The sequence below is a fragment of the Dyadobacter sp. Leaf189 genome (genome assembly GCF_001424405.1).
Taxonomy (GTDB): Bacteria; Bacteroidota; Bacteroidia; order Cytophagales; family Spirosomataceae; genus Dyadobacter.
Map to the genome: position 1 here is coordinate 542123 of NZ_LMPS01000004.1, position 18694 is coordinate 560816.

The 18694-nt window shown below is 45.5% G+C and carries 20 protein-coding genes; 12 read left to right on the forward strand and 8 right to left on the reverse strand.

The window, feature by feature from the left end:
- Positions 1-82: 82 nt before the first annotated feature.
- Complete coding sequence (locus tag ASG33_RS11560; protein ID WP_056284741.1) at positions 83-904, reverse strand: alpha/beta fold hydrolase; 822 nt, start codon at positions 902-904, stop codon at positions 83-85.
- Between the two features lie 141 nt (positions 905-1045).
- Between ASG33_RS11560 and ASG33_RS11565 the strand changes: the two genes are divergently transcribed.
- The 3 genes from ASG33_RS11565 (at position 1046) to ASG33_RS11575 (ending at position 3018) form a co-directional block, all read left to right on the forward strand.
- Positions 1046-2020, forward strand: a complete 975-nt coding sequence (locus tag ASG33_RS11565) for an SIMPL domain-containing protein (RefSeq protein WP_056284745.1) — start codon at positions 1046-1048, stop codon at positions 2018-2020.
- A 127-nt stretch (positions 2021-2147) separates the two neighbouring features.
- Positions 2148-2507: a helix-turn-helix transcriptional regulator gene (locus ASG33_RS11570; protein ID WP_056284748.1), complete on the forward strand. Its 360-nt coding sequence runs from the start codon at positions 2148-2150 to the stop codon at positions 2505-2507.
- Position 2508: 1 nt separating this feature from the next.
- A complete protein-coding gene (locus tag ASG33_RS11575; protein WP_056284750.1) occupies positions 2509-3018 on the forward strand; it encodes an SRPBCC domain-containing protein in 510 nt (169 codons plus the stop codon).
- A gap of 77 nt (positions 3019-3095) precedes the next feature.
- Here the strand turns inward: ASG33_RS11575 and ASG33_RS11580 are convergent, their stop codons facing one another.
- From ASG33_RS11580 to ASG33_RS11590, 3 genes are all read right to left on the reverse strand, one after another.
- Positions 3096-3266, reverse strand: coding sequence for a hypothetical protein (locus ASG33_RS11580; protein ID WP_157474726.1), 171 nt, complete (start codon positions 3264-3266; stop codon positions 3096-3098).
- A gap of 33 nt (positions 3267-3299) precedes the next feature.
- A complete protein-coding gene (locus ASG33_RS11585; protein ID WP_056284753.1) occupies positions 3300-3800 on the reverse strand; it encodes a DUF6934 family protein in 501 nt (166 codons plus the stop codon).
- Positions 3801-3920: 120 nt separating this feature from the next.
- Positions 3921-4694, reverse strand: coding sequence for a hypothetical protein (locus tag ASG33_RS11590; RefSeq protein WP_056284755.1), 774 nt, complete (start codon positions 4692-4694; stop codon positions 3921-3923).
- 140 nt (positions 4695-4834) lie between these two features.
- Here ASG33_RS11590 and ASG33_RS11595 point away from each other — a divergent pair, with 140 nt between their 5' ends.
- The 5 genes from ASG33_RS11595 (at position 4835) to ASG33_RS11615 (ending at position 8764) form a co-directional block, all read left to right on the forward strand.
- On the forward strand, positions 4835-5257 hold the full coding sequence (locus tag ASG33_RS11595) for a VOC family protein (RefSeq protein WP_056284757.1): 423 nt from the start codon (positions 4835-4837) through the stop codon (positions 5255-5257).
- Positions 5258-5372: 115 nt separating this feature from the next.
- Positions 5373-6245 (forward strand): PHB depolymerase family esterase, encoded by an 873-nt coding sequence (locus tag ASG33_RS11600; RefSeq protein ID WP_056284759.1) that lies wholly within the window; start codon positions 5373-5375, stop codon positions 6243-6245.
- Positions 6246-6373: 128 nt separating this feature from the next.
- Complete coding sequence (locus tag ASG33_RS11605) at positions 6374-6610, forward strand: hypothetical protein (RefSeq protein ID WP_056284762.1); 237 nt, start codon at positions 6374-6376, stop codon at positions 6608-6610.
- Positions 6611-6613: 3 nt separating this feature from the next.
- Positions 6614-7945, forward strand: a complete 1332-nt coding sequence (locus tag ASG33_RS11610) for a PQQ-binding-like beta-propeller repeat protein (RefSeq protein WP_056284764.1) — start codon at positions 6614-6616, stop codon at positions 7943-7945.
- Between the two features lie 78 nt (positions 7946-8023).
- Positions 8024-8764, forward strand: a complete 741-nt coding sequence (locus ASG33_RS11615; protein WP_056284765.1) for an ImuA family protein — start codon at positions 8024-8026, stop codon at positions 8762-8764.
- 188 nt (positions 8765-8952) lie between these two features.
- Here ASG33_RS11615 and ASG33_RS11620 read toward each other — a convergent pair whose 3' ends face one another.
- Positions 8953-9717, reverse strand: coding sequence for a LytTR family DNA-binding domain-containing protein (locus ASG33_RS11620; protein ID WP_056284767.1), 765 nt, complete (start codon positions 9715-9717; stop codon positions 8953-8955).
- Positions 9718-9935: 218 nt separating this feature from the next.
- The gene (locus ASG33_RS11625; RefSeq protein WP_056284770.1) at positions 9936-10850 is read right to left on the reverse strand and encodes an NmrA family NAD(P)-binding protein; all 915 of its coding nucleotides are present in this window, start codon (positions 10848-10850) and stop codon (positions 9936-9938) included.
- Positions 10851-10977: 127 nt separating this feature from the next.
- Between ASG33_RS11625 and rbsK the strand changes: the two genes are divergently transcribed.
- Complete coding sequence (gene rbsK / locus ASG33_RS11630) at positions 10978-11877, forward strand: ribokinase (RefSeq protein WP_056284775.1); 900 nt, start codon at positions 10978-10980, stop codon at positions 11875-11877.
- Between the two features lie 65 nt (positions 11878-11942).
- Here rbsK and ASG33_RS11635 read toward each other — a convergent pair whose 3' ends face one another.
- Both ASG33_RS11635 and ASG33_RS11640 read right to left on the reverse strand, forming a co-directional pair.
- Positions 11943-12767, reverse strand: a complete 825-nt coding sequence (locus ASG33_RS11635; protein WP_056284778.1) for a ferritin-like domain-containing protein — start codon at positions 12765-12767, stop codon at positions 11943-11945.
- Between the two features lie 28 nt (positions 12768-12795).
- Positions 12796-13455 (reverse strand): ferritin-like domain-containing protein, encoded by a 660-nt coding sequence (locus ASG33_RS11640; protein ID WP_310589193.1) that lies wholly within the window; start codon positions 13453-13455, stop codon positions 12796-12798.
- Between the two features lie 354 nt (positions 13456-13809).
- Between ASG33_RS11640 and ASG33_RS11645 the strand changes: the two genes are divergently transcribed.
- The 3 genes from ASG33_RS11645 to ASG33_RS11655 all read left to right on the forward strand — a co-directional run bounded on the left by ASG33_RS11645 (position 13810) and on the right by ASG33_RS11655 (position 18643).
- Complete coding sequence (locus tag ASG33_RS11645; protein WP_056284785.1) at positions 13810-14172, forward strand: hypothetical protein; 363 nt, start codon at positions 13810-13812, stop codon at positions 14170-14172.
- Positions 14173-14346: 174 nt separating this feature from the next.
- Entirely contained in the window at positions 14347-15087 is a 741-nt protein-coding gene (locus ASG33_RS11650) for a hypothetical protein (protein WP_157474728.1), read from the forward strand.
- A gap of 400 nt (positions 15088-15487) precedes the next feature.
- Positions 15488-18643 carry a TonB-dependent receptor gene (locus tag ASG33_RS11655; RefSeq protein ID WP_056284791.1) on the forward strand — a complete coding sequence of 1052 codons (3156 nt, stop codon included), beginning with the start codon at positions 15488-15490 and terminating at the stop codon, positions 18641-18643.
- Positions 18644-18694: the final 51 nt, after the last annotated feature.

Here is an 18694-nt window from a genome sequence, read left to right on the forward strand (position 1 = left end):
TTAGTAAAGCAAGATGGCCGGGCAGAAGAATTTCTGCCCGGCCATTTTAATAATACTGTAAACTAAATAGCGCCTGTTGCTATTATTCCTGAATGAATGCCAGAATATCCTTGTTAATCGTTTCGGCTTCCGTAGTGGGCATTCCGTGCGGAAAACCCGGATATGTGATCAGTTTGCCATTTTTCAACAGCTTAATCGCCTTCAATGCAGTGATCTGATAAGGCACAATCTGGTCATCTTCACCGTGTAACACCAATACTGGGATATCAACACTTTGAAGATCTTCGGTAAAATCTGTCGCAGAAAATGCCTTGATGCATTCATAATGGGCAAGAATGCTTCCCATCATCCCCTGGCGCCACCAGTTGTCACGAATCCCCTGCTTTTCAACAGCGCCTTCGCGATTGTAACCGTAGAAAGCCTCCGAGAAGTCTTTAAAATACTGCGGTCTTTGCGTTGCGGTCATCTCGCGGATTTCATCAAAAACACCCATCGGCACACCGTCCGGATTGTTTTCGTTCTGCACCATGATCGGAGTTACGGCACTTACCAGCACCGCTTTTGCTACCCTGCCGTTTCCATGCTTGTTTACATAATGTATCACTTCGCCACCACCTGTCGAGTGCCCGACGTGTATGGCATCTTTAAGGTCCAGATGCGCAACCAGCTCGGCTACATCGGCCGCGTAAGTATCCATTTCATGACCTTGGTACGTTTGGGAAGAACGTCCGTGTCCGCGGCGGTCGTGGGCAATAACGCGGAAACCTTTTTCGAGGAAAAACATCATTTGGCTATCCCAGTCATCACCGGAAAGTGGCCAGCCGTGGTGAAAAACGATAGGTTGTCCGGTGCCCCAGTCTTTGTAAAACATTGTGGCGCCATCTCTTAGCTGCAAAGTGCTCATGATTTTGTGTTTTGAGAGTGAAAATTACTGCGACAATAACGCAACATTCCCTAATAAAAACTCCCTTACCGAAGAATAATCGCATTGTGATACTTTGTGCAGGGCTCTTGATTTTTCATATTCAACCAATAAGTTCTGAGTATGAAAAAATACATGATTGCAGCTGCGCTCATTTTGCTTTTTAGTGTTTTCAAAAGCCATGCACAAGTTTCAGGGAACGCGAATGACTATATGGGCAATGCGCAATACAATGCGGCAAGAGCAAACCCTATCTCGGGAGTCCGGTTTTCCGGGGATAATTCAAATGACAGTACTATCGTAGTTACTGTAAAAGGATTGATCAACATCATGCCGGATACTTACGTGGCTACTTTCAATGTAGTGCAAACCGGGGAAACTGCGGAGGTGACCGATCGGCTCATGCTGGAAAGGATTAGTAAATTTAAAACAGGGTTGGTGAATGCCGGAATCGCCGAGAGCGAGATGGATGTAGATATGATTTCATTTGTCCCGAAATACGATATTGAAACAGAAAACAGGCTTTTCAGCAAAACTTCCAATGAAATTCCAGCGGGTTTTGAAATGCAGAAAAACCTGAGCATTCGCTACAAAAAGGCTGACCAGCTTGATCGGATGGTCACGATCGCGGCGCAGAATGAAATCTACGATCTGGTCAAAGTAGATTGCTTTCATACCAGATTGGAGAGTTTTAAAGATTCTTTGCGCACTAGCTGCGTGGCCGCATTGAAGAAGAATATCAGATCTTTCGATGCATTAAACCTGAAATTGGATACATTGAAAAAAACCGTTCAGGAGAATTTTCATACCATTTCACCTTCGTCAAGATACTTTTCTTACCAGGCTTTTTCTAGAACTTCGGTAAAGCCAGTCAAGAAAAACGGCGCGCAGACTAACATCAATGAAATTGAAAAAACAGTTTCCCGCTATTACCTGCCGCTCGGTTTTGAGAGTTTTGACATCGTCATGAACCCGGTTGTACTTGAACCGGTAATCCAGGTAAGCTACCAGATCACAGTAAGTTACCAGTTAAAACCAACCAACAGGTACTACATCATTTCCCCCGCAGGAGAAAGCAAGAAACTTCTCCTAAACTAATCCGCTTCACTCACTCCCGTTGCACTGAGGATTCACTCATAACTCACACTCCACCCTGTGAATTCACAAATTAAATTTGCGTAAGTAAATACTTACATGTATTATTGTGTAAGCAAATACTTACACAATGTCAACAGAAGCAAGAAGGGATGTTTTTCAAGCTATTTCAGATCCTACCCGGCGGCAGATCATTAATCTGATCGCTAAAAAGTCTATGAACCTGAATGCAATTGCCGACAACTTCGAAATCAGCAGACCGGCCGTTTCTCAACATATCAAAATTCTAACAGAATGCGGAATGGTGGTGGTGAGGCAGGAAGGGCGCGAGCGATTCTGTGAGGCGAAATTGGATGGGTTGAAAGAAGTTTCAAATTGGGTAGATCAGTACAAACAATTCTGGAACGAGAAGTTCGACTCACTGGAAAGCTATCTCGGTCAAGTTCAGGCAAATAATCAGTTAAACGACAATCAATCAAACATTGAATAAAATGGAAGAGCAATCAGAAAAAAGAACAGGTTTGAAAATCGTGCGCGAATTTAAAGCCCCTAAAACATTAGTCTTCGATGCATTTGCATCACCGGAAGCATTTGAACAATGGTGGGGGCCAGCTGGTAGTCAGCTTACGGTGGAAAGTTTCGATTTCAAGCCGGGCGGCAAAACGCACTACAAAATGGACGGGAACGGCCACGTAATGTGGGGATTATTCCAATACAAAAACATCCAACGCCCCAATCTGCTGGAATTCATTAATTCTTTCGCCGACGCAGCAGGTAATATCATCACCTCTCCGTTCCCGATGGATTTTCCATTAGAGATTTTTAATCAAATTACTTTGGAAGAAAACAACGGGATCACCACCCTTACCATTCAGGGGCATCCCATTAACGCCACTCCGGCACAGGAAGAAACGTATTTTTCAATTATGGACAGCATGCAACAGGGCTTCGGCGGTACATTCGATCAGCTGGAAGTTTATCTTGCGGAAGTGCAACAGTAGGTTTGATAGGCATTATACTTGGTCAGGTCTTGTTTTGGAAAGCTATTTAAAGCAATACCTGACCACACCGGCCATTCTCAGGATTTGAGGAATTCCTTAGGAATGGGATTGCGCTCGAGGAAGATCTTTGCTTCTTCGGCTTTTCGTGAAAGCGGGCGCGGATTAACTTCATTGCTCTGAAATTTTTCCTTCTTTTCGAAATCCGTGCTCTCAGAATTTTCTTTCTTAATTGCGGTTGAAGTTGCCATATCTATCGGAAGTGTTATTTCAAATTTAACCAATCATTTCAGGTTTAACAAAAATGCACCATAATTGGTGTTAGGCTGGAACAGCTCCCACCTGCCGGATCGTCCAAAAGGCCACCCGCCAATCAGGCCAGGATGCGCATCTTCTAAAACTCTGAATCCATAAACATTATGTCGCTCCGTAAGATGGGAAAGATGTTTATTGATCCCAATTTGGTATTTGCGCGTTCGAACAGCAAGTTTTCCAGGTAGCGTAAGGCCCGTAGCATAAATACTGGCTTCTTTATTCGCTTCGAGAAAGTCTATACTCTGTGCAGCAACGGTCGCCAGAATAATATCCATGTCACCATTATGAAGTTCTGTATGGTCATCAACAGCGCACCGATTTTCGTCCCATAAACCAAAAGCCAAATTATAAAGGTGCTCATCGATACTCTCAAAGCAAATTCGCATCTCAAAGCGGCCGTTTTTTCCTTCACTAAAAAACTGGTAATCAGTCTTGCTTAGCGCATTGATAGCGTATTTTTCTATATTCATCTAAGTGGAGAGTGTGTATTGTAAAAGCTTAAATATATTTAAATTCTTTGCAATCAAAATTCCTTATACCTAAATCAAACTATCCCAACCATAAACGGCCACACCTGACAACGCTTCCCTTTAAAACCCATACTCCACTCCCTTAGGTAATGCCTCTACCGCTACTTTCATCCATTTTCCTTTGATTTTTATGACAACAATATCCCTGTCCTTGTCATAGAAAATAGTACCGTCACCACCGTTTTTCAGCTCTTTATAATTGACGTATTTGGCATCTTTTTCGGCATTTTGCTCGTCATCGCCTTCAGGTTTTGTTGTTAAAATATCTTCTTTACCGATGCTGCCGAGCGTGAGTGCATTGGTGAGTTTGAGAGAACCAAAGAAAATGGCTTTGTCGCGACCAAACATAAATGAATGCTGGCGCACGTCGGAGCCTATTTTAAACCAGTTGTAGGCGGTTTCGTCGTGGTTGTACACAGTTGAATAATAGTATAGCTCAGCTACCGGCCTTTCCATTTCAATGTGTTTGTTCACCAGCATGGTAATGCGCGATTTATCGTCTTTCGCATACCCTTCAAAGACGTGGTAACCCCAGCGCTTTTTGTTCCGCTCTTCTGCATTGCCGCGCACCTGGATCATGTAAGGTGTGCTTAGAATCCCATTGACGGTGGTGTACATAGGTGTCTTTGAAGGTGCAAATCCGAAGCTGTAACCCCGCTCCTTCCAGCGGTTCCAGGTGGTATCAATGTCGGATTTCAGCTCAATGCGCCTTGTGTCTGTCGATTCGCTGCCTTTTTGCAGGTGAATGTATTTACCCAAAACAAAAGAAGTATCCCGCTGGGCAAGTGCGGCATTTGAAATAATGAGTAAGAGCAAAAGATGGATAAGTTTCATAAACGGGCTCGTGAAAGTGAGGTAATTATTAATCGTCAGGAAAGAAAGAAAAAAGCAGGTTAACGAAAAAATGAAATACGTTTTGGCTAATTTGAAACCCGTTCTTTCCAGTCGACTTTAACCAACAAAATTTACCAGATATGATCAAGCCCATTTATCCCTGCCTGTGGTTCGACGGAAACGCCAAAGAGGCCGCAGATTACTATTGCTCTATTTTCAAAAGCTCGAAGATCACATCTGAAAACCCGATGGTGGTGACTTTTGAGCTCAATGGATTTAAATTCATGGGACTCAATGGAGGGCCGCATTATAAATTTTCACCGGCTACTTCCTTTGTGGTAGAATGCGATACGCAGGAAGAAATTGATTATTACTGGGAAAAGCTGGGCGATGGTGGCAAGTATAGTCAATGCGGTTGGCTTGATGACAGATTTGGTATGTCTTGGCAAATCGTGCCGACTGTTTTATCAAAACTAATGTCAGATCCGGAAAAGGCACCGCGCGTGATCGAGGCTTTTATGCAAATGTCAAAATTCGACATTGCTACGCTGGAAAATGCGTAACCCCCTAATCCCCTTAATGGGGACTTTTTTTGGGTTAAAAGGCGTAAAAGGTATCTCCCTTTAAAAGTCAGGGGCACAGGCAATTCACAATTAAACAGCAACAAAAAATACCCATATGTTTAAGTTAATTCTTACTGCATTCTTTTCCATCTCCCTCATCGCGGCCAATGCCCAGTTAGTATCCGATTCGCTGCTGATCGAAGGCAAGCAGCGTGTTTTTGTTTATGATAAATCCATCAAAGTAAAACCCGGCGCAAGCCTTGTGTTTGTGATGCACGGATCGGGAGGCGAACCATTTGGATTAGCGCCCAGGGCTGCTAAGCTACAAGCACGGGCGGAAGCGGAAAATGTGGTGCTGGTATATCCTGCCGGATATAAAAGATACTGGAATGAATGCAGGAAAGCTTCTACTGCGGTCGCCAATACCGAGAATGTGAATGAGGAAGCTTTCTTCTCAGGTATGATCGATTATTTTTCAAAACTGTACAAGATCAACAAAACTCATGTTTTTGCGACAGGCTTCTCCGGAGGCGGTCACATGTCGTATAAGTTAGCTTTGACGATGCCAGACAAGATCAAGGCGATTTCGGCGATTGTCGCCAATTTGCCAACACAGGAAAATATGGATTGTTCGCCACGTAATGTGCCCATTCCTGTAATGATCACCAATGGAACTGCCGATGAAACGAATCCATATAATGGTGGCGAAGTGAAAACCTCGGGTGTAACGCTGGGCAATGTACGTGCTACCGAGGAATCTTTTCAATACTGGGCTAAGCTAGACGGATATACCGGCCAGCCAACCAAATCCATGTTCCCCGACGCCAATCCCGGCAACAACATTACCGTTGAAAAGTACACTTACGCGCAAAAAGGGAAACCGGAAGTTACGCTGTTGAAAGTGGTCAATGGAAAGCACGAGTTCGTGACTGATTTCGATATGTTCGAAGAATCGTGGGAATTTTTTAAGAGACAAATGAAGAAGTAAGCGCCGGTGAGGAGATTGTATTTGGCAGAACTATTTTTAACCGCATAATTCTAAAAAATATAAATTTTGTACTTTTAAGGTTACAAATACATCCTCCTTATATCACCTGGTTCATTCATTACAGCTCCATGAAAAAACTGCTGCTCTCTGTTCTCTTATTTGCATTCACCTGCCAGGTTTTTGGTCAAGCTGGAAAGAATATACCTATTACCACCTCAGAGTCGGGCACAGACTTTCGTACAAATACGCCGCTGATTGCCAGGGAATACCAGTTCGCATTGCCTGTTTTCAACTTCTACCCCGCCCCTGAGCAACACGAGATTACGGTTTTGCTGCGTAAGAAGAACGCGACCAACGATCTGTAGAAAATGGCGGGAAGGCTGACCAGGATCGATATGGAAAGCGGGGCGACCAGGTGGGACAAAAAGCAGAAATACGGCATTACTACGGTGCAGCAGGTCGATAACGTGATCATGGACCAAAAAGGGGCCAAATTATCCAGGCTGAATCCGGAAGACGGTAAGCCGCTTTGGAACAGGCAAACTACCGCGTACCGCGTTTATCCGGAACTCAACCTGGCATTGTGCTACGATTACGCCGCGACTGGTCCGAATACACTTCACGGGATCAATCTTAAAACGGGCCAGTCCATGTGGAGGCGCGAGGTACCTGGTGAATTCGGGTGGCAAAAAACGGAAATGCTCGACGATACTACCTTAATGGTCATTTCCGAAGGGCTGCATACTTTGGGTTTAACGCAAGGAAAAGGCTGGTCGGTCAATCGGGTGGCACACACGAAAAAAACCGATATGGGCAAGGTTGGACTGGCTGTTCTTGGCGGAGTAGCTGCGGCTTCTGCGGGTTATATGGCTATTCCGATGGGAAGTTTTTCAGATTACCTGCTGAATATTTCATCGAACGTACTGCATTCAGGTGACGTATTTTATTTTGCCGCAAAAGAGAAAATCAGCTGCCATACCTGGGACGGGGAAAAACTGTGGGAAACTGATCTGAACACTAAAAAAACAAGTAAGTCACACCTGTTTCGCGAGGGCAATGTCATTTATATGCTCAATATGGGACACGCGTCCAAATACGGCAGGCTCACCGCACTGGGTAACCCTTACGTGGCAGCATTTGATGCAGAAACAGGTAAGGAGCTGTTTTTGAAAGAATGGGAAGAGCGCAAGAACTTCATCGCCGATTACATGATACAGAGTAATGAGCTGTACATGCTTTACCGTGATAAGGTGGATATACAACGCTTTTCGCCGGAAGGTTTGATACAAAAGTACGTGGTACGCATTGACGAAAAGTCAAATATGCGCTCGTTTGTATCGGATGAAATTTTTATCCGGCAGGATAGTATTTATCAACAGGCCAGTCTGGACCAGGATCACTTTTACCTCTTTTCCGAAACAGGTGAGCTGTTCAGGTTTACCAATGATTTTGAGAAGTTCGAGAAAGTAGATTCCAAATCGGTTTATTTAAAGTACCTGGAAACGGACGGTTATGTATTCGTGGGGAACCGAAAAGAGACTTTTATCCTGGACCGGACAACAATGCGCACGGCAGCCAGATGTAATGCACCGGCCAACTCGCCTGTTTATGACAGGAAAATGTACTACAAAAACAATAACAGCATTTACGCGCTGGATATCAGCACATTCCTGACTAAAAAGCTGGCGGGAAGCTATTAATCCTTGTAGTTATTACTATAAATTGGTATCATTGGAATCATTATTGTGGTATTAAAAATACCAATACTCAATATTCCTATGAAATCATCAACAAGCAAATCAGCTATTCTTGAACAACTACAGAATGAAATCCTGAATTTACAGGGATACCGTGCGCCGGCCATTGACAAACGCATTGATTTTGGCTTGGGTCCCATTGAAATGTCGTTTCCGAACCAGATCTTCCCTACCGGCGCTGTCCACGAGTTTATCACCGACGCACCTGAAAATGCAGCTGCTACTACAGGATTTGTAGCCGCTTTACTGGGACCATTAATGCAGATCAATGATTTCTGTTTGTGGATCAGCTTGAACCGGACAGTCTTCCCGCCCGGACTCGCATTTTTCGGGGTACAGCCGGAGCGGATCATTTTCATTGATCTTAAAAAGGAATCTGACCTGCTGTGGGCCATTGAAGAATCACTGAAATGTACTGCCGTGGCTGCTGTGATAGGAGAAATTCCCGAAGTTACCCTTACTGAATCGCGACGTTTACAGCTGGCCGTAGAACAAAGCCGCGTGACCGGTTTTCTGCTGCGGCACAATCCGCGGAATGCAAACACGTTGGCGAGTGTATCGCGCTGGAAGATCACTCCACTGCCCAGCCAGCTGGAACCTGGCATGCCGGGCGTGGGTTACCCGCGCTGGAATGTGCAGCTGCAAAAAGTTAGAAATGGCGAGCCCGGAGAATGGGAAGTGGAATGGAGTGCCGGCTCCTTTCAGCACATTCAAAAGCGTACATCCGCCGCAGAAAACAAGGATCTGCTTCAAACGGGATAAGCTTTAAAACACAAATCGTGCAGAACCCGGAGGCAATGCACGACTTTCATTCTGATTAAGGAGAGCTTACGCGGATAAAGAGCGTTTACGTAATGTAAATGTATGCTGCGCACCGCTTCGCTCAACGGGAATTTAACCAGTCTCCGTTTATTTCGTATTAAATCCGGTTTTTATCTAACGAAGTAAGTCTACCTGCTGCGAACTACATTCAGTTCCGCGATCAGCTCCGATCTTCTGCCTTCCGGAATGGGGATAATGTGGTTTCCCATTACAATTTGAGACGCGCTCATTCTCGTAATATGATCCAGATTGATTACGTGCTTGCGAGATAGTTTGAAGAACGCCGGTTTCAGTTCCGGGAAGATCCTGCCAATGTTGGGAGAGATGTGAATGTAGTTGTATGTTTTGCCGGGATACAACTTTACAAATTCCTCGGTAGTCAGGTAAAGTCTCGCATAAGGTCCGTCTGCTTCAATAAAAAGAATGTTATTCTGCTTTACCTGAATGTGTTCCTTGTCGGTAAAAAATACAATGTGCTCGGTCTGGTTTGTTTTGGCGGCCGGTAAATTACCAGCCTGAAAATTGTGCAGTGCCAGGTTAATCTGGACCACGAGCTCGTTGGAACGCACCGGCTTTTCGAGGAAAGCCGCCGGATAGGTAGACTGGCTTCGTTCCGCTATTTCTTCATATGCGTCTTCGCCGGTAATGTAGATAATGGGTATCCATTTGATCCGCAACAATTCCTGTGCTGTTGCAATGCCATCCTCGGGACCGTCCAGTTTCATGTCAATCAAAGCGAGATCGGCGCTCTGCTTTTTCATGATGGCAACTGCTTCTGTGAGGTTCCTGGCCACTCCGCTGATTGAAAAACCCTTACCGCCCAAATTAACTTCCAGATGCCGTGACAGCAACGGGTTATCCTCTACGATCAGAATTTTTGCAGCTACGCTCATATCGATAAAAGCTTGTTAGCATTGCTAACTAAAAGGATTTAGGATTAATTATTGTGTTTTTACTCTCAGGCCCAATATAACCTAAAGTAAACCTAATCTTTAATTCTTCTAATGTCAATCGCTTTTACAGAAATACTTCGACAAGTTTCGACAGGAAATTACGCATTTAATGCATAAATCCTGCCTGACTTGTTCATGTTTCATGCTGCCGATTATCGTCATTCTTTTGCCAAAACCTCTTTAACCGGAATCCAGCGGATCCCCGGATAGCGGTCGTTGTCCAGCGGTGCCAGCTTGGGAAGGCCAGTAAACATATTATGCATATACTGCATTCCCTGCCAGGCCGGGAACGTTTCTTTTTCTTGTGGAGCTATGGTCCGGGTAAGCTTGATCATCGTACCCAGCATTCCTAGTCCGCCTACCCTGAAAGTACCGAAAGCTTTTCCGTGTGCCTCAGTTGCCGCTCTGGCCAGATCCTTAATTGATGCCACTTCTCCTGCAATGCGCAGGTACCTCGGCGTAGCGGGATCAAGTGCGGCTGCCGCTGTAAATTCGGCGGTATTTTCGATGGTGGTAAAATCGAGCGGCTGCTCATTGTCTCCCCAGTAAATCACCTTTTTCAATGCAGGTACAATCAAGGGCGCTTCACCAGTGAGCAGATCGGCGAACATCCCGTTGAGTATAGACGTAGCCTGAATACCCGATTTATCAACTACCTCGCTGAACTCGCGCCTGAGGTCGAGGTTGCGGTTGGAACCCGGACGCAATTTGGTATAATCAATGGAATAATCGGATGGGATAAACCGGGTAACACCTGCCCAAACCGTGGCCTGCAGCAATTCCGTCTGCGCATTGATAATCACTTCCCGCAAGCCCGACAAGGCAGATACCACGCAGGAAGCCCCGGTAATGGCGCTTGCCAGTTCAGGAATATTTGTAAAATCAACCTCGACTACCTCTGCGCCTGCTGCCTGCAGTGCATTCACACTTGGGTTGGAACTGCCTTTGCGAATGATTGCTCTTACCCTTGCACCCTTTTGAAGCAGGTAGTGTGTGATCCTGCCACCCAATTGCCCCGTAGCGCCGGCTACGACAATGAGATCAGCGGCGTTTGTCTCTGTTGTAAAATCCATTTCTTAGTTCGAAGTAGTAGGTATGTTGCTGCTCATTACATTATAATTATTATTCCCGCTAAACGAATCGCATTAAATTGCACGCAGTTAAGTCGATACAATACCCAAAACCAACTGCATTGTACGCATGATCTACGTCGTAGGAAGTTCCAACACCGACATGGTGGTCAAGTCAGAAAGATTGCCTGCGATGGGTGAAACTGTAATAGGGGGTGATTTTTTAATGACGCCCGGCGGAAAAGGCGCTAACCAGGCAGTAGCAGCAGCGCGACTGGGAGGGAACGTCACATTTATATGTAAAGTCGGTAACGATCTTTTCGGGAAACAAGCTTTACAGCAATTTCGCCAGGAACAGATCCACACTGACTTTGTTTTTACCGATGATACCGCGCCTTCTGGCGTTGCGCTGATTAACGTAGACCAGAACGGACAGAATTGCATTGCCGTAGCACCGGGAGCCAATAACCACCTCACTCCGGCCGATGCCGAGCTTGGACTCGTGGCACTTTCGGCAGAGGATATCCTGCTGTTGCAACTTGAAATACCTTTGACTACCGTTGAAACGGCTATCGCGGCTGCACACCAAAAGGGTGCAAAAATCATAATGAACCCCGCTCCCGCACAAAACCTGCCCGCAGCTATTTACCCTAACATTTACCTTATTACTCCCAACGAAACCGAAGCTGCGCTGCTCACAGGCATTCGGGTCTCAGACCACGCCTCTGTTGAGAAAGCGGCGGAAATCCTGCTCGCAAAAGGTTGCAAAAACGTGATTATCACACTAGGCAGTAAAGGCGCTTACCTGCGAACGGCAGAAAGCAGCGCATTAATCGCTTCCCCGAAAGTCAATGCAACGGACACGACGGCGGCAGGAGATTGTTTTAATGGTGCGCTTGCAGTCGCCCTATCTGAAAACATGCCGCTGAGCAATGCGGTAACGTTCGCTGCCAGCGCTGCGGCGATCAGCGTTACGAGAATGGGAGCGCAGAGCTCCATGCCTTACCGGAATGAGATACCCGTAAACTAAAACAGGCTGCCTTTCCAGACAGCCTGTTTTCTTCACACTCCAACCTCACACTTGCATTAAATATGTCAAGGAACGATAAATGGCATTGCAATTGCAAACGTTTCTTCCTTAGTCAGGATTTCGTCGAATGCTTCTGTTGCAGCCTTGTATCTGATGTCGCCTGTATCAGGGATACCAGTAAGGTCAAGGTCAAGCAGGTTAGCGCCAGCCTGAACGATCGTTGCTTCGCTGTTAGATCCTTTGTAAACAGGTGCAGGTGAACCTTCGTCCAATGTGATCCAGGACTTGATAGCCTTGTTGTTTCTGATCTTAGAAAGGATTTTTCTTGAAATAGAAGCGTGACGTGCTTCTACAGAGTGAACCTGCAATGCATATTCAAGAATTTGCGGATCGTTGATCAAAGTACCAGCCTGGCCTTTGTAAGCACGAACACCGGTATCTTCAAATGCGTGTGAAAGGAACACGAACGTGTCGAAATTGGTGAAAGTATCGTAAGTTTTGTTTACTGTGAAGTCAAACTTTGGTTTGTTCTGACCTGGTGTCAAATTAAGTGCTTTTTCCAAAAACTTAACGTGTGCATCTTCATGCTTGCTGATCTGCATGAAAACAGGCTTGTACATCGAAGGGATCAGACCAGCTGTATCGTTTCCTACTTTGTAGAATTCGTCTTCCAGATATTCCAGTGTCAAAGCGAATTTAAGCACTTCAACTGCATCGGATGATTGTGCGTAAGCTTTGTTCATCGCGCTTGCAAGGAACGCAGGCGTAGCAGCCGCAGCTACCTTCGCACTTACTTTGTTAAAGAAAAAACGGCGGGATGTGTATCCGATACGCTCTACTGCGTCACCATCGAATTTTTCGAATTGCTCGAGTATATTAAATATGTTCATTTTGTTCCGAAGTTGTAAAAGTTGTTAATTATTGAGGCAAACCGCTTCCGCTGATCGTGTTCTTAACGAAAGGCTGTACAGCTGGTAAAATCACACCTGGCTTCACTGCTTTGTCAAAACCTGTTGCAGGATCAACCACATCGTCACCAGAGAAATCAGCTGAATTAGGGTTCAGCAAGTCACGGATTGCAGCAGCGTGACGCGCTTCAACCGAAACGATCTTACCGGCAATAAGCAAATAATTAACATTCTCGATCAGGTTTCCAGCGCCGTTATAAGCCTGAACACCAGTATCTTCGAACAATTTGGCAGCGCCAAGTACACTTGCACGGCTGTTGAAGTCGATGCCGTCGAAATTAGGAGTAAGCCCTTTGATCGCAGCAGCACCCAATGCAGCTTTGAAGAACTGACGGTGTACGATCTCGTGGTACATGATATCGGTCAGGATCATTTTCTCCTCGTCGGTCATTCCGGCGTATGGAGACATCATCACCTGGGTATAGAAAGCTGCTTCGAGTTGTTCCAGTGCGTATGCATAGTTCAGAATTCCGATGTCGCCCGTTCCAAGATCCACTACTTCGCCAGGAAGATTGTGATCGTCCAATGTACATCCCATGATGAAGGCACCAGTTGCAGCAGCGACTCCTGCTGATCTTAAAAAGTAGCGCCGATTTACCTTTTCAAGCATAGGGCCAGCATTTTGTAGTAAGTTGTTTTCCATTACGGCAAATCCGGTTTTGTTGAGAGAAATTTCAATTACTGAAACCTACGAGGTACCACTTGAAACGGATCAAAAAAAATAGGAACTTTCTTAGAGCTTTTAGGAGTAAATATTCTGTTTTAAGACAAAACACAGAATTAAGTTCCGGAAGCATTCACTTCGTATGATTATACCAATACTGTCGACCGCTAAATAAAGTATTTCAATTCTGATATTTTCTAAATCAAAATAACCTCCGGCCATTTCCTTTTCTCAATCCTTTTTCTCTACATTTGAATCTCTTGTTTTTATATCTTTTTACACTTAAAGTACTATTAGTCTATGAGAAAGAATTTTGTTTTACTCGCAATGCTCGGCGTGAGCGTGCTTTTCGTCGCGGCAAGGTTTGCTGCCGACACCCTGGTAGGCACCTGGAAGTACACGGTATCCAATGTATCTCCTGAGTATCAATCGGGTACAATGACATTTGAAGAAAAAGGCGGTAAAATTGCCGGCTATCTCGGAAGCACCGACAGGTCCGAAATGAAGGAGCTGAAGATTAACCAGGATAAGGTCAACTTCAAGCTCGATTTCCAGGGTTCGCTTATTACCATTGATATGGTACAAAAGGGCGACACGCTCAAAGGAATCGTAGTAACCAATGACGGTGAGTTCCCGATCGAAGCAACGAGAGAAGCCAAATAATAGAGCAACACACGAAATGACCTCCTTGTCGGAGGTCATTTTCATTTACAAACGAACTTTAATACCGAAGAATAAACCTGATTGCCACCTGCTCATTTTGGACCGCCTGATCCTTTTACAAGAACTTTTTTTGTAATCAGTACAAAAAAATGTCTCACTAAAAAGGTCAAAAAAATGAACCTGTTACAAAAATTCCCGGTTAGTCTCGGCTTTGCTTGTTTGTTGATGCTGAGTAGCTGTTCAGAAGAAACCATCAATGCAACCAGTCCTTTAAATGAAAGTAAAAATTCGTCTCTCAGAGAAGGACAGCAAGGAGGCGGCATTGAGGTACTACCCAGCTTTCCAACAACGAACGGGCCGACTGGCAACAATGTTTACGCTACACGTTGGCAAAGGGACATCCTTACCTCTCCGGACAATCCGCAGCTGCTGCCTACCGGATCGTCAAGCTTTACAAACCTTTGGGGAGACAGTAACTTTTCCTGGATTAAACCACTGCCGGCCATTCCGGGTGTTGCAAGTTCTGCCTCCATTGCGACAGTTACCACTACTTCTAATACCTGGTCGCCGAATGGAAAACGATCAGCTGTGAAAACAAAATTGCAGTACTTAAAACCAGGCAAGAAGTACGCAATTACTTTCCGGGTCGCTACAACCAAGTTTGACGGCCATTTGCTCCCATTTGTGCCAGCCTATTCCAAAACGGTATATCTGGTAAGGTCCTACTCTACCGGTGCCGTAGCCGAATACATTGATCTGACAGGCAAGCAAGCTGCGTGGGTTGATAAAACAATCACATTTGTTGCGGAAGAAGCTGAAATGACACTTTCGTTTTCGGCTATCAATGCGAATGCGGGCGAATACTCTTACGCACACATCTTTGTTGATAAGAATGCAATTCAGGAAGTAAATTAAGAAGCCCCACTTTCACCCTTTCTGAGAGGCTGTCCCGAAAACCTGGCGGGCAGCCTCTTCTTTGTTTTATACCCGTCTGGTTCATCTACTGTTTGAAAACGGAACATTAACCAACCCTTAATCCGCCGGTAACACAGCCTTAACATTGACTATCTACTTTTGCGGGCGTTAAAACAGGATTAAACGAATTTGAAAAAACACCTCAGAACCGCATCGTATACAGCATAGCGGTACAGCCGAATGCACAGCCGACACTTGCAGGTAAGCCTCTCCTGCACGCTGTTGATCATGTAACCCCATCTTCTTAATACCGACGCAACACCGGATGTCCCGGTGGTAAAACAAACACGTGAACACAATTTCTCAAAACCACAACAATTACTCATCTAACTCACAAAAAATGAATCGATTAATTACAGGACTCATTGTGACAATCGCAATGTTCTTCATCGCTCCCGACATGTACGGACAGGGGAATGAGGCAACAATTATCGGTAAAGTCACCGAAGTACAAGCAGGGCCGATCGTCGGCGCGACCGTTCTGGTCAGAAATGAATCGACCGGTTTCCAGGCCGGAACAGTAACCGATGTAAATGGTGATTACATTATCAAACAACTTCCATTGGGCTCACCTTACTCCATCACCGTTTCATTTATTGGTTTTGGAGAACAAAAGAAAACAGGTTACGCACTGAACCAGGGCGATCAGCTAAGACTGAATTTCGCCATGGAAAGTGCTGCTAATGAGTTGCAGGCTGTTGATATTAAGGCCAATTCGCTGAGAAACACAGTTGTCAACCTCGGCGCATCCACTCCTATTACTGCAAAGGACATTACCAAATTGCCGGTAAACGGGCGGAATTTCACCTCTCTTATTGAACTTTCACCATTGAGCAACGGTAACAGCCTTGGCGGTCAGCTGGGATCTTCTACCAACTATACAATCGATGGTATGACCTCACGGAGCACCATTGCAGGTGGAGAAACCGGAGGTGCTTACGCGATTTCCATGGAGGCGATCCGTGAGTTCAAGGTGGTTACCAATGAATACGATGTTACACTGGGCCGCGCGGGTGGCGGAACGATCAGCACTGTTACCAAATCGGGTACAAACAGATTGACAGGTAGCATATTTAACTTCATGCGTGCCGACTGGCTTTCAAGCGGTTATGATTTGAGAGGTAATAAAAGAACGCAGGATTTCTCGACAAATCAATTTGGTTTGTCGCTGGGTGGTGCATTGAAAAAAGACAAAGCTCACTTCTTCGTAGCCTGGGACCATCAGGCCGACTCGCGTCCCCTGTTTATCGCCAACCTGCAATCTGACGCAGACGTAGCAGCTAACAAGGTGACGCAGCAAACATTGGACAACTTCCTTGATATAGCAAGATCGAAATACGGTGTTTCCAACAGTCCGCAGTTTGGTGCATTTGGCAAGAAAAAGGGTACGGACGCGATTTTCGCAAGAATTGACTGGCAGTTGAATTCCAAGAACCTGCTAACGCTCCGCAATAACCTGATTACAGAAAACGATAAGCTGTCGGAAGGTGACAACACGTCGATCAATGCATACGAATCTTACATCGACCGCAAGCGGTTCAACAACAGCATTATGGCATCGCTTCGTACGATCGTGAGCCCAAAAGTCACGAACGAATTCAAAGTGCAGCATTTGTATCAGTACGAAGCGGTCATACCGAGCTCGGAGCTTCCGTCTGCGGGTATTCCACGTGCAATCGTTGAAAACATAAACTCCACTTCGGGAACAAACAACTATATCACCAATATTCAAATCGGTGGTCAGCGTTTTTCTCCTGAATGGTTCAGAGGACAAGTTTACCAGGCGGTTAATAACCTTTATTACAACACGGGTAAAATCAACTTTACTTTCGGTATTGACGTGATGTACAACCGCATGAAGTCAGTTTACGGTAGCGAAATGAATGGACGTTTCTACTTCACCGGTCTTGACAACTTCAACAACCTGACCCCCTACCGCTACGCACGTGAAATCAACTTGCGGGACGATCCAAGCTCGATCGTAAACTCGCTGGCAACAGGTTTGTACGCACAAATGGATACCAAGCTGGCGCGTGGTCTTGATATGATGGCAGGTTTGCGTCTGGACAATACGCAATACCTGAACAAAGCGAATTTCAGCCAGGTTGTATTTGATGAATTGAACCTGCGCACTGATAATAAAATCAACACAACGCAAGTGCAGCCACGCGTACAGTTTACGTGGGATGTGAATGAGCAAAGCAAAGACATTATCCGTTTTGGTGCGGGTATTTTCGGCTCTCAGCTGAACCCGTATTCGATGATCAATAACATGTTGTTTGACGGAACTAAGGTAGCAGCCGTTGAAATCCAGGGCGACCAGGTACCTCGTCCTGACTTCCCGGGATACCGCGAAAACCCTGCTTCTGCTCCCGGCGCCGACCTTTTCAATAACCCGAAAATCGAGCGTCTGGTAACAATCAACATGAACAATGCCAATGCGAAAATTCCGGTTCTCTATAAAACGAACTTCTCGTACAACCACTTTTTCAGCGACCGTCTGCGTGTAGGTGTGAGTGGTTATGCTTCATGGGCGCGCAACAACTATATGTATGTTGACCGCAACATGGTGGAAGATCCCTATTTCCGCATTGCAGCAGAAGCCAACCGTGGCGTATATGTGCCGGCCGATAAAATCAATGCAAAAAATGGTGCTACCAACTGGCTGGACAGCCGCAAGACTACCAAAGTAGGTCGTGTACTGGAACTCGTGAGCGAGGGTAAAAAGAACCAGTATGCAGTTGTGATTGACGGTACTTACCGTTATTTCAAAGACGGACAGATCACATTCTCTTATACCTGGAATGATTCAAAAGACAATACTTCGTACAACGGTAACGTAGCGAATACTGCGACACTTGATTTGATGGTAAACGATGATCCACGCGATCTGAGCCGCATTACTTATGCTAATAACCACTTCCGCAACAAAGTCGTATTCTACGGAACTGCGCCAAGTATCTGGGGTGTGACATTGGGTCTGCGTTACTCGGGCATCGGCGGAACGCGCTACTCCATGGCCGTGAGCGGTAACATGAACGGTGACTTCGTTTCTTCAAATGACCTGCCTTACATTTACGATCCTAACAGCCCTGAAACGCCGCAAAACATCCGTGACGGTATCAATGCAATCCTCAATAATCCCGAGGCAGAACAAAGCATTAAGGATTATCTAACGAGAGATATGGGCAAAATCGCAGAGCGTAACGGTGGTATCAATGGTTTCTACGGTGTGTTTGATTTGAGATTGGCGAAGAAATTCAATTTCTACAAAAACCACGGACTGGAAGCATCAGTTGACATTTTCAATGTAGCTAACCTGCTGGACAGAGACTGGGGCGTAGGAACCAACCTTGGTAAGCAAAACCTCTACTCTATCAAGTCATTCGACCCGGCTACTAAAAGATACGGATACGGCATGAGTAATGGAGTGGGTGTGTCCACCCTGAACGGTAGCCCATACCAGATCCAGATCGGCTTGCGGTATGCGTTTTAATTAGAGGAGGAAAGGGAGGAAAGGAAGGAAGGAGGAAGGTTTGTCTACCTA